The organism is Deltaproteobacteria bacterium, assembly GCA_016210045.1.
Lineage (GTDB): Bacteria > UBA10199 > UBA10199.
Window position 1 is genome coordinate 226,318 of the sequence record JACQUX010000009.1, and the last position, 11,097, is coordinate 237,414.

An 11,097-nucleotide genomic window follows, 5' to 3' on the forward strand; every position below is an offset into this window, starting at 1 on the left:
CGCTATCCCCTCAACCGTGGATCAGTCGCGTCTCGTAGACCTTCGCCGATCAGATTGAACGCGGTGATCGTCAGGAAGATTGCAAAACCGGGCGAGAGCGTCAGCCACCATCCGATATCGAGAAAGTCGCGCGACTGGGAAATGATACCGCCCCAACTCGGTTCATACGGCGGCACACCGAATCCTAAGAAACTCAGACTCGATTCCACGAGCACCGCGGACGCAACATCAAAGGAGAGACTCACCAGGACTGGGGCCAACGCGTTCGGCAACAGATGACGAAACATCACTCGGGCGTGGCTCGCTCCCAACACCGTGACGGCGGCCACGAAGTCCTGGCCCTTGAGCTTTAAAAACTCGCCGCGCACCAGTCGCGCAATCCCGGTCCAGCCGGTCAGACCGATCACGATCATGATGTTGTAAATGCTCGGTTGCACAAAGGCGAGGACCGCGAGGATTAAAAAGAATGTAGGGAAACAATACATCACTTCGATGAGTCGGGAGAGCAGGATGTCGACGATGCCACCGTAATAGCCGGCCCATGCGCCGAGCACGATGCCGATGAATCCGGCGATCGCAACGGCAATGAAGCCGATCGAGAGCGAAGAGCGGGTCCCGTGGACCATGCGCGCGGCGACATCGCGCCCTTGGTCGTCGGTGCCGAGCCAATGGGTCAAACTCGGCGCTTCAAGAATGGCGTCCAAGTCGTAACCGGTCGGCGAATAGGGAATCGCCGGCATTACAACGGTCGTACCGATCGGCGGATAGGCCCGCCAGGCCAGGAAATTCGCATGTTCGGGAAGATTCGGCACGGATTGAATGATCGGGCAATACCAATGACCTTGCCACTTCAGCAGCAGCGGCTTGTGATTCGCGATGAACGGCGCGAGCGTCGCGATCAACGTGAGCCACACGACGACGCCGAAGCCGAACCGCGCCAGTCGATGGCGGCGGAATTGCGCCCAGACTACGCGCCAATACGATTCGCGTGCGCGGTCATTCATAGCTCACCCGGGGATCGACGACGGCGTAGAGCAAGTCGGAGAGCAACAGGCCGATCAGTGTCAGCAACGAATCGATCGTGGCGAGCGCCATCACCAGCGGATAGTCGCGCGCCATCACGGCCTCGAAACTCAATCGGCCCATTCCGGGCACGCTGAAAATCTGTTCGATGATGATGCTCCCACCCAACATCCCGGGGAGCAACGTGCCGAAGAGGGTCACAAACGGGATTAACGCGTTACGAAATCCGTGACGCACAATGACGCGCCATTCCGAAAGTCCCTTCGCGCGCGCCGTGCGCATGTAGTCTTGCTTCACGACATCGAGCATCACGGAGCGGCTAAATCGGGAGAGGAACGCAAAGCCGCCGTACGTCATGCAGATAATCGGGAGAACCAAGTGCCACAGGACATTCCCGGCCCGTTGCCACCAGGAGAGCTGTTCCGCACCTTCTGAAATAAAGCCGACGATCGGAAACCAGTTGAGATAATCGCCGCCGGCGAAAAAGATGAGCAACAACGAGGCGACCCAAAAGGCGGGCAGCGAATACAGAATATAAAAAAGGACTGCCGTGCCTTGATCCCACAGGCCGCCGGCGCGCAACGCGTTCCAGACACCGGTCGGAATGGCAATGCAATAGATGATGCAAATCGCAATCAGGTTCAGCAGCAACGTGATCGGCAAGGCCTCGGCGATTTTGCGCAGAATGGGACGTTCGTCTTGAAACGAATTGCCGAAATCGAGCGTGACGATGCGCCGCAGCCAGCGTCCGTATTGCACATACAACGGTTGATCGAGCCCGTAGAGCTTGCGCGTCTGTTCGATGACTTCCGTCGCCACGACGCCGGGCTTCATCCCCCCACCCTCTTGCTGCATCTTTAACTTCACTGGGTCGCCGGGGGTCAGATGGATGATGACGAACGTAATGACCGTAATCCCGAAAAACGTCGGGATCATTAATAAGAGCCGACGGATGAGATACGCGGTCATTGGTACAACACCTCACTCGGGCCGACGCCCCATTCGCGCATATCGACACCGCCGGGATAGACCTGTACTTGGGTAAAGCGTTGGTGCCGGACGAGACGACTCGTGAAGACAAAGAGGAACGTGCACGGTTGCTCTTCGTGAATGATGCGGTCCATCCGATGATACAACGCGTTGCGCTTTGCTGGATCGAACTCGACGCGGGCCGCTTCGATCAGTTGGTCGACTTCCGGATTCGCAAAACCGATATAGTTCGAACCCTCCGCTTGCTGCGAGGAGTGCCAAATCTGATGCGGGTCTGACTCGTAGTCGCCAGTCCAACCTCCAAATACGGCGTCGAATTGATGATCATGCGTAGTTTGCAAAAAGACCGTCCATTCCATCTGCCGCACTTCGACAATGATGCCGACTTTCCGCAAGTCCTCACGAATAATACTGCTCAAGCTGTCGACCGTGCGGCTCGGCCCGGGATAGAGAAACGTAAAGCGGAACGGCTCGCCGTTCTTGTCGCGAATGCCGTCGCCGTCGTGATCGGTCCAACCCGCTTCCTCCAGCAATTGCAGCGCGCGCTCCGGATCGTACGGCCACGGGGCAAGCGACGGGTCGTGCTGCGGGCCATGATCATAGAACGTGCCGGCCGCGACGTGGCCGGAACCAAAAAAGAGTTTGCGGATCAGTTCCTCGCGTGGAATCAGCATCGTCAGGGCCTGGCGGATGCGACGATCGGCAAACAGCGGGCGACGCAAGTTCCAACCGATATAGCTGTATCCTGCGGAATACGGTTCGTACTCCGTCTTGGTAAAACGTCGTCGGAATGCCGCAGAGTTGGTCTGTTTGGCCCACTGAATGGCACGCACGCCGGAGACATCGATCTCCCCTTTTTTCAACGCCTGAAATGCCACCCATTGATCGTTGATGATCTTGTAGACCACGCCCTGCAACGCCATCGGTGTTCCCCAATAGTCGGGGAAGCGTTCCACGCGGATTTGGCGCGCCGTCTTCCATTCCACAAAGCGCATCGGACCGGTGCCGATCGGCGCGCGGTTGGCGGCGTGTTTCCGAAACTCCTCGCCGTTATCGAAGACGTGCCGCGGGACAATCGGCATGAAGGCGATCGTTTCCAATGCGAAGACGTACGGGCGCTCCAGATTGAAACGAATCGTGAAATCGTCGAGCAACTCCGCGCCGGTGATCCCCGACTTCTGAAAGTAGGAACTTAAGTGTGCCGCGCCGACTTTCGGATCGTTGATTCGCTCGAAAGAATAGAGGACATCGCGCGCAGTAAATGGCTGGTGATCATGCCATTGCACGCCATGGCGCAAATAAAACGTGTAGTGTAGGTGATCGGGCGATTCCTCCCAACGTTCGGCCAGCAGTGGTTCTAGATTGAAGTTCGCGTTGGTGCGCCGCAGCAGCGTTTCCGTCACGAATTCATTGGCGACATTTTGCGTGGCGTCGGTCGCGACGATCGGATTGAGACTTTGGGGATCGCTGGGCAAGTAGTAGACAACGACGCTGGGGTCGCGCTCCACGCGATAGTGACATCCGCCGAGACTTGGCAGCAACCACAGCGCGAGGGTGAACCAGACGCAGCGCCCGAGGCATTTCATGGCCACTCGTGTACCTCCACGCTGCCATCCAGTTCCAAGGTAAAGGGGTCCCCTTTGAGCCGCGCGTGTGGCGTGACTTCGGTCAGATTCAACACGGCGCGCCGACTGTTACGGGGATCTTGGATCGTTACGTGATGCGGCAGCGCAACCCCTTTGACGGTTCGATATTCGCTGTACTCGACTTCCAACTCGACACGGCTGCCGCGGCCCAACCGCTGGCAGCGCCGCAACATCCCCGAGTCGGGATCGAACTCGAGACGCATCCGCTGATCCGGCGAGCGCAGCACGTGCGCCGATTCGGCCGGCCACTTGACCCATGTGGTGTCTTCGCCCAGCGGGAGCCCGCGCAGCAGATTAGCCAAATCGGTCGGCGCGAGCGGAATACGCAACAAACGTTCTACATGCGCCGCGTCGGCGGGCATCCGGTAAGCCTGTCCCGCCATGGGGGCATACCACCAGACCGTTTTGCCATTGAGGATCAAGGTTCCAATCGAGCCAGCCAGCGGATCGAAGAGATCGAGTCGGACGCGGTGCATTCCGGCCACGACGGCCGCGAAATTCCAATCCCCGTATGGCACCGACCAGCCATTTTTGAACGTCCCCAAGATGCCGGTCTCTTGCAATTGACTGTCGCGCGCTTCCAAGCGGCTCGCAGCGCCCTGTAATCCAGGAGCGCCTTTGCCGCCACGCACCGGCCGATGCGCAGTCGTCCCTTGCGGCGCACAACCGAGCAACGCACTGAGACAGAGTAGACAGAGACTCCTACTGCACCACGTTCGCCAATTCACGGGTCACCCTCTCAATGGCCGCGACTTCACTCGGGTCGGGTGTCGGTTGTTTGGTCAACAAGGTCTGCGCCTCGTGCAATCGCACTCGCGCCTCCGGGATGCGCCGCAATTTTACCAAGATCTCGGCCGCGTGCCGCAGGATGGTCGGTTCTCCGGGCGCAAAGCGGTTGGCTTGTTCGATCATCACCAACGCGCGCTCGAAGTCACCTTTACGAAAATAGACCCAGGCCAGGCTGTCGAGGATATGACCGTCGTTCGGCTTCAACATCACGGCGCGCTGCAGCAGTTCCTCCGCCTCGTCGAGGTGTTTGCCCCATTCCGCGTACGTGTAGCCGATATAATTCAACGCGCCGACGTTCTTCGGTTGCTGTGCTAAGACTTTTTTCATCATCGCGACGGCGTCGTCGCGTTGGCCCAGCCGTTCGTAGGAAATGGCCAATGCATAGAGCAAGGACTGTCGCTGCGGAAAGTGCCGCACGGCTTGGCGTAACACCCGCGCCGTGCCGGCCTCATTTTTCTGTTCTTGCAACACGAACGCGAGGTATTCATAAAACTCGACAACCTTCGGACGCCGGCGCACGGCTTGTTGCAAGACCTTCGTCGCGGCGGCAAAATCCTTGGCATCCGCGTAGTGGATCGCGATCCGCAACTGCGCGTCTTTATAAAATTGCGACTTCTCCGGCACGGAGTCGTAGACCGCTTCCGCTTTGGGGAAATTGCCCGCCTCTTCGTAAATGACGGCCAAGTAATAACGCAGTTTGTCCGCCGTCGGGTTTTGTTCCAACACGCGTTCGATCCGCTGCACGGCGTGCGCGTAATCCTTCATTTCATAATAAACCACGGCGATCCGTAACTGCACGGCAAGGTCGCCGGCAGCGTGTCGTTCCAATGCCAGCAACGTGTCCAACGCCCGCTGATATTGTTTGAGGTCGAGCAGCAATTGTCCGAGCGCCATCCGGACTTGGAGATTCTCCGGCTGCAACGCGACGGCTTTCAGATACATTTGCACCGCGCGTTGCGGTTGCTTCAGATGCGTGCCGTACAGCGTTCCCAGTCCGTAGAATGCCTCGAACGCGTCGGGATCGCGCCGCGCCAACGACAACAAGGCCTGCTCGGTGCGGGTATATTGCTTGGCTTGGAGATAGAGCCGCGCCAATGCCAGCGCGATTTCCTTCGGAGGATTGGGCTGGCGCTGCACGCCTTCCAATTCACGAATCGCGACATCGAGCTGGTTATCGAAGGCCAACAGTTGGGCGTGGATCAGATGGGCCTGCGCATGCGTGGGATCGAGCACGAGTACCCGTTCGATGTCCTGCCGTGCCCGCGGCCAATCTTGGAGGCGGATATATTGTGTCGCGCGCTGGAAATAAAGTGATGACCGATCCGGAAACGCCGCGATGGTCTTGTCGAGCGCATCGATGATTTTATGCGGATCTTGTTGCTGCAAGGCCAACTGCTGGCCGCGGAGAAAGACTTGAATCGCCTCTGCGGCGCGCTGATCCGCCGGGGTCTCGCGAATTACACGACGAGCGTCGGGGAGCCCGGGGGATTCGCCGCGAGCCTGAGCGAGACCGCTGCCTCGGCCAATGAGGCCAAGCAGTCCATATATAATGATGATCGCGCCGACACGGTGACCGTTCCCCACGGCGCGGCACTGTAAAAGGAGGGGCACGGAATTGCAAAGAAAAAGAGGGAGGCAGCAAATCTAGTGATCTTCCGAGGACCTGCACGCGCACGAAGCCCCACAATCGATATAGTGTACACAAAAGAGAACGAATCTTTAATTTCCCACCACAGAAACCATTGTCATACCGCATAAGTAAGTCGCATAATAGCGCCATGGTCGTACACAACAACCACAACAAAGGAGAAAATATGAAGCAACGGAACGCATGCAGTACAGGCCTGGGACGGTTACTCCGTCTGGGGTTGGGACTCGTCGTGCTCCCCACCGTCGTGGCGTGCGGGACGGTCTCCGGGACTGTCTCGACGGGGAGTTCGTCCGGAGAAACGGAGTCCGGGGAAACGACAACCGAGAGTACGGCCAGCGACTACAGTAGCATGTTCCCCAGCTCGCTCGCGGTCGCCTCCCCGTTGTCGGTCTCTAGCAGTGCCTCGGCCTCGGTCAGCAAATCGATCGGGACGGGGATCTCGAGCGAATATGCGGCAATCACGGCCGAGATTGAAGCAATCTTGAGCGGCACGACGCCCGCGAGTTGCTCCTTCGATCCCGCGCCGTTCTTAGTGAAGGAATCGAATGCCGATTGTTATGGCCCGACGGTCGATTACGTCGACCATCCGGACACCGGCGGCACGGAAGATGGCGAGCTGCCGGTCGGCGACGTCGGGATCTGGGCCTCGCTCGATCCAGACACGGGCCATGCCTGCGCCTCGGCCCAACTCGATGCCCGGATTGAAGGGATGCAAAGCAAGTCACTCGCCTCATTGGAATCGATGGCCAGCTTGATCTGCGTGGCGGCCGTAAACGGGATTGCGCCGCCGAGCAACAGCACGGTGGATCTGTTGGCCGAAATGAACGCGCTCGGGATCGCTGATACGACGTTCTACATCGCCGAGGTCTCGCATAGCGACGCCTCCGGCAGCGATCAATATTCTTATGTAGTCGACTTGATCTATGCACCGGGCGGCACGTCACACCCGATCGTGGTTCGGATGACCCATGTGCCGACCAGTGACCCGGAGATTTTCCAAGGACGGATCTCGTACCTGGTGAATGACTCGTCGGTCGCCGGCAATTGCTCCAGCTCTGACATCACGCACAACGGATCGCTGTTGTACAATGCAGCGGCTGCGGACGACATGGATCTTGAAATGCGCACGGCCGAATTTTGCGGCTCGGCCGTGGACGGCACGGTGGACGGATTGGTGAATCCGGCCGATAAAGTGTCGAGCACCAACTTGGATGGTTGGGGCAACAGCTTCAACGTCTTCACCGCGAACTTCGATCCGACCACGTTGACCGGTGACTACGCCTTCAGCTGGCAGGCCGGCCCGCAAGACAACTTCACGCGCGTGTTCAACATCCACGCGGACGGCGCCAGCAGCTCCATCCCTTCCGGCAGCGCGTTCTTCGGATACGGCGCCGATGTAGACGGCACGGATGGTTCGATCAACGGCTTCATCTGTAACTGGGCCGGCCCCGGCAGCAGCCATACGTTGCAAGACCTCGCACAGCTCCAGACGATCGAATGGGACAGCGCGAGCAACCTCTTCGTCGTGACCGATGAACAGATCGGCTATGCGCTGACCAACAGCTGCGAATATGACGGGACCGGGACCTTCGAAGTCGACTCCGATATGGATGGCGCCGTCGATACCGATCCGGCCGTCGCGATCAGCAATGACCTGCAAGCCTTGACCGATGCCGATGTGGATGGCGCCTTCGACGAAGTCGAAGCGGTCTTCACCCTCCCCACTGCCCCACCAAATTTATAATCCCCCTGTCCCACCAACATCAAACCCCGCCTCGGGCCACCGAGGCGGGGTTCCTGCTTTTGCGTACCCACCCTGATGCACATTCGGTTGACGGCTGCACCAGCCCGTGCCACTATCTGCATATGCGGACAACGATCACTATTGAGGACGAACTCTTGCGCGACGTACTGAAGGTCAGCGGAAAGAAAGGGTACAGCCAGGCGATCGTGACTACGTTGCGGGATTACTTGGCACTGCAAAAACGACTCAGCTTCCTCGACAAACTCTTCACAACGCGGCTGCCCCATAGCGTATCGACTCTGAAGCGGCGGCGCAAATCCGGCACATGGTCCTCGTAGACACCAGCGTATGGATTACGTTGTATCGAAAGAAAGACCATGCGCTTGGCCAGTTGTTGTGGTCCCTCGTGGCGCGCAATGCAGCGGCAATTTGTGGGCAAATTTGGGTGGAGTTTATCGGCGGGTTTCGCACGGCTCAATTACGCGCGGAATATGCGGCCACGTTTGCGAGTTTCGAGTGGCTTCCTACAGACGAGTCCACATACCGACTGGCGGCAGACCTGTTAGCGACCTGCCCCCAACTGGGGAGTGGTGATGTGATCATCGCGGCAACAGCGATAACCCACGATGTCCCACTCCTCACCGGAGACACCGACTTTCAACAACTTGTTGCTCACGGTTTGCAGCTGGTGAACACGAAGTAAGCGACCAATCGCTCACAGCCATTCGTATTCGTGGAGGTCTTGCGGTTCGAAGAAGAAGCCGACTTCGAAGCGGGCGGTTTCTGGGCTGTCGGAGCCGTGGACCGCGTTGCATTGGATGTCGGTGCCGAAGTCGCGGCGGATGGAGCCGGCCACGGCTTGGTCCGGATTCGTGGCACCCATCACACCGCGCCACTTGTTGATCGCGGCCTCGCCGAGCAAACAAGTGACCACGACCGGGCCGCTGGTCATGAAGTTCACGAGTTCCGTGAAGAAGGTCTTGTCTTTATGGACAGCGTAAAACCCTTCGGCCTGCTCGCGGGTCAGACGCAAGAGTTTCACTCCGATCGGCTGGAGGCTATTTTCTTCCATCCGTTGGATGATCGCGCCGACTACGCCCTTCGCCATGGCGTCGGGCTTAATGATCGCGAGTGTCTTTTCTAGTGCCATAGTATGACTCCTTGTTGTGATCTATTTATAACACCTGCGCCATCAGCTTGCCGATATCGGCCGGACTTTCCGTGACGTGGACCCCTGCGGCCCGCAAACAATCCATTTTTTCCTTCGCCGTTCCCTTGCCGCCTCCGCCAGAGGCGGATCCGCCCCCGGTGGAGGCAATGATCGCACCGGCATGCCCCATGCGCCGTCCCGGCGGGGCCGTCACGCCCGCAATATAGGCCACGACCGGTTTGCGGACATTCGCCTGAATAAAAGCCGCCGCCTCTTCTTCGGCACTCCCGCCGATTTCGCCGATCATCACGATCCCTTGGGTGGCGGGGTCGGTAGCAAACGCCGAAAGACAGTCGATGAAATTGGTCCCTGGAAGTGGATCGCCCCCAATGCCAACACAGGTGGTTTGGCCTAAGCCCAACCGCGTGAGTTGGTCGATCGCTTCGTAGGTCAGGGTGCCGCTGCGCGACACCACACCGACTTTTCCGGGCCGGCAGATCGAGCCAGGGATGATGCCGATCTTGCTCTCGCCCGCAGTAATGAGCCCTGGACAGTTGGGGCCGATCAGCCGGGTGCGGCTCCCTTCCAGCGCGCGACGCACTTTTAACATGTCGATGACGGGAATGCCTTCCGTGATGCAGACGATCAGTTCGAGTCCGGCCGCGACCCCTTCGAGGACGGCGTCGGCCGCAAACAGCGCTGGGACGAAGATCATCGAGGCAGTCGCGCCCGTTTTGGCCACGGCATCGGAGACGGTGTCGAAGATGGGGACGCCTTCAAACGATTCGCCCCCCTTGCCCGGCGTAACCCCTGCGACAAATTGCGCGCCATACTCGCGGCAGGCGCGGGTATGGAACTGGCCGTGTTGCCCAGTGATCCCTTGCGTCAGGATCTTTGTTCCTTTGTGCAGCCAAATGCCCATAGTTATTTTGTCACTCCCACGACGCGTTCGGCGGCTTCGTCGAAGCGTTCAACGGCATGGAGACTTAATCCCGCGCTCTGCAGCAGTTCGCGGCCGCGCGCCATGTTGGTCCCTTGGAGTCGCACGACCACGGGGACTCGGAGTTGGACTTCTCGCGCGGCGGCGATGATCCCTTCCGCGATGACGTCGCATTTCATGATGCCGCCGAAAATATTCACTAAGATCGCCTTCACTTTCGGGTCGCGCAGGATCAGGCGAAATGCGGCCGCGACACTTTCTTTCGGGGCCGAGCCGCCGACATCGAGGAAGTTGGCCGGTTCGCCGCCGTACAACTTAATGATGTCCATTGTAGCCATTGCGAGACCAGCGCCGTTGACCATACAGCCGATATTGCCATTCAGACTGATGTAACTGAGCCCAAACTTTTTGGCCTCGATCTCGGCGGGATCTTCTTCGTCGAGATCGCGCCACGCGGCGAGTTCGGGGTGGCGATCGAGGGCGTTGTCGTCGAGGTTGACCTTGGCGTCGAGCGGTAACAACGCCCCTTGTTTTGTCACAATGAGGGGATTGATTTCCACCAACGTGCAGTCCGCTTCGCAGTACGCGCGGTAGAGCGCGGCGGTCAGCGCGCCGAAGGCCTTCACTTGCGGCCCACGCAGACCCAGCCGAAACGCCAGTTGCCGACCTTGGTAGCCTTGGTAGCCCACGGCCGGATCGACCGCGACTTTCAGAATTTTTTCGGGATGGCGGGCGGCGACTTCTTCGATTTCTACGCCGCCTTCGGCGGAGGCCATAATGACCACGCGGCCGATGGCGCGGTCGAGCACGAGTCCGAGATAGAGTTCACGTTCGATCTCACACGCCTGTTCGACCAAGACGCGCTTGACGATCCGACCTTCGGCCCCGGTCTGTGGGGTCACGAGGCACATGCCTAAAATGGCTTCCGCTGCGGATTGCGCCTCGGCGGCCGTCGGCGCGAGCTTGATCCCGCCGCCTTTGCCGCGCCCTCCAGCGTGGATTTGGGCCTTCACGACCACGGTGCCGCCGAGTTCGGTCGCGATCTGGCGGGCCTCGGCCGCAGTGGCGGCGACGCGTCCCGCCGGCACAACGACGCCGAACTGTTGGAGCAACGTCTTAGCTTGATACTCGTGGATCTTCACAAGGTCGGGAGGTCTAACCGAC

General features: G+C 59.2%; 12 protein-coding genes. 4 read left to right on the forward strand and 8 right to left on the reverse strand.

Translation table 11 applies throughout. From position 1 onward, the window contains the following. Positions 1-2 precede the first annotated feature (2 nt). From HY696_02975 to HY696_02995, 5 genes are read right to left on the reverse strand one after another with little or no spacing between them, the layout of a single operon-like run. Positions 3-1,004 (reverse strand): ABC transporter permease, encoded by a 1,002-nt coding sequence (locus HY696_02975; GenBank protein MBI4237369.1) that lies wholly within the window; start codon positions 1,002-1,004, stop codon positions 3-5. Continuing rightward, positions 997-1,992, reverse strand: coding sequence for an ABC transporter permease (locus HY696_02980; GenBank protein ID MBI4237370.1), 996 nt, complete (start codon positions 1,990-1,992; stop codon positions 997-999). The genes HY696_02975 and HY696_02980 overlap by 8 nt, the downstream gene beginning before the upstream one ends. Beyond that, on the reverse strand, positions 1,989-3,599 hold the full coding sequence (locus HY696_02985) for a hypothetical protein (protein ID MBI4237371.1): 1,611 nt from the start codon (positions 3,597-3,599) through the stop codon (positions 1,989-1,991). The genes HY696_02980 and HY696_02985 overlap by 4 nt, the downstream gene beginning before the upstream one ends. Beyond that, positions 3,596-4,387, reverse strand: coding sequence for a DUF4292 domain-containing protein (locus HY696_02990; protein ID MBI4237372.1), 792 nt, complete (start codon positions 4,385-4,387; stop codon positions 3,596-3,598). The genes HY696_02985 and HY696_02990 overlap by 4 nt, the downstream gene beginning before the upstream one ends. Next, positions 4,362-5,834 (reverse strand): tetratricopeptide repeat protein, encoded by a 1,473-nt coding sequence (locus tag HY696_02995; GenBank protein MBI4237373.1) that lies wholly within the window; start codon positions 5,832-5,834, stop codon positions 4,362-4,364. The genes HY696_02990 and HY696_02995 overlap by 26 nt, the downstream gene beginning before the upstream one ends. Between HY696_02995 and HY696_03000 the strand changes: the two genes are divergently transcribed. The 4 genes from HY696_03000 (at position 5,814) to HY696_03015 (ending at position 8,546) form a co-directional block, all read left to right on the forward strand. Continuing rightward, entirely contained in the window at positions 5,814-6,047 is a 234-nt protein-coding gene (locus tag HY696_03000; protein ID MBI4237374.1) for a hypothetical protein, read from the forward strand. The two genes, HY696_02995 and HY696_03000, sit on opposite strands and share 21 nt — an antisense overlap. Positions 6,048-6,262: 215 nt before the next feature. Further along, on the forward strand, positions 6,263-7,843 hold the full coding sequence (locus HY696_03005) for a hypothetical protein (protein MBI4237375.1): 1,581 nt from the start codon (positions 6,263-6,265) through the stop codon (positions 7,841-7,843). Positions 7,844-7,965: 122 nt separating this feature from the next. Continuing rightward, positions 7,966-8,181 carry a type II toxin-antitoxin system VapB family antitoxin gene (locus tag HY696_03010; GenBank protein MBI4237376.1) on the forward strand — a complete coding sequence of 72 codons (216 nt, stop codon included), beginning with the start codon at positions 7,966-7,968 and terminating at the stop codon, positions 8,179-8,181. Further along, complete coding sequence (locus HY696_03015) at positions 8,169-8,546, forward strand: PIN domain-containing protein (GenBank protein ID MBI4237377.1); 378 nt, start codon at positions 8,169-8,171, stop codon at positions 8,544-8,546. The genes HY696_03010 and HY696_03015 overlap by 13 nt, the downstream gene beginning before the upstream one ends. A 12-nt stretch (positions 8,547-8,558) precedes the next feature. Here HY696_03015 and ndk read toward each other — a convergent pair whose 3' ends face one another. The 3 genes from ndk to sucC are packed head-to-tail and all read right to left on the reverse strand — an operon-like array spanning position 8,559 to position 11,075. Then, the gene (gene ndk / locus HY696_03020) at positions 8,559-8,993 is read right to left on the reverse strand and encodes a nucleoside-diphosphate kinase (GenBank protein MBI4237378.1); all 435 of its coding nucleotides are present in this window, start codon (positions 8,991-8,993) and stop codon (positions 8,559-8,561) included. A 25-nt stretch (positions 8,994-9,018) separates the two neighbouring features. Continuing rightward, on the reverse strand, positions 9,019-9,915 hold the full coding sequence (gene sucD, locus HY696_03025; GenBank protein ID MBI4237379.1) for a succinate--CoA ligase subunit alpha: 897 nt from the start codon (positions 9,913-9,915) through the stop codon (positions 9,019-9,021). Between the two features lie 2 nt (positions 9,916-9,917). Next, a complete protein-coding gene (sucC, locus tag HY696_03030) occupies positions 9,918-11,075 on the reverse strand; it encodes an ADP-forming succinate--CoA ligase subunit beta (protein ID MBI4237380.1) in 1,158 nt (385 codons plus the stop codon). Positions 11,076-11,097 lie beyond the last annotated feature (22 nt).

Excerpts from the sequence above, each read along its gene's own strand:
- HY696_02975 (MBI4237369.1), bottom strand. The coding sequence starts at position 1,004 with ATGAATGACCGCGCACGCGAATCGTATTGGCGCGTAGTCTGGGCGCAA.
- HY696_02980 (MBI4237370.1), bottom strand. The coding sequence starts at position 1,992 with ATGACCGCGTATCTCATCCGTCGGCTCTTATTAATGATCCCGACGTTT.
- HY696_02985 (MBI4237371.1), bottom strand. The coding sequence starts at position 3,599 with ATGAAATGCCTCGGGCGCTGCGTCTGGTTCACCCTCGCGCTGTGGTTG.
- HY696_03000 (MBI4237374.1), top strand. The coding sequence starts at position 5,814 with ATGCGGATCTTGTTGCTGCAAGGCCAACTGCTGGCCGCGGAGAAAGAC.
- HY696_03005 (MBI4237375.1), top strand. The coding sequence starts at position 6,263 with ATGAAGCAACGGAACGCATGCAGTACAGGCCTGGGACGGTTACTCCGT.
- HY696_03010 (MBI4237376.1), top strand. The coding sequence starts at position 7,966 with ATGCGGACAACGATCACTATTGAGGACGAACTCTTGCGCGACGTACTG.
- HY696_03015 (MBI4237377.1), top strand. The coding sequence starts at position 8,169 with ATGGTCCTCGTAGACACCAGCGTATGGATTACGTTGTATCGAAAGAAA.
- ndk (MBI4237378.1), bottom strand. The coding sequence starts at position 8,993 with ATGGCACTAGAAAAGACACTCGCGATCATTAAGCCCGACGCCATGGCG.
- sucD (MBI4237379.1), bottom strand. The coding sequence starts at position 9,915 with ATGGGCATTTGGCTGCACAAAGGAACAAAGATCCTGACGCAAGGGATC.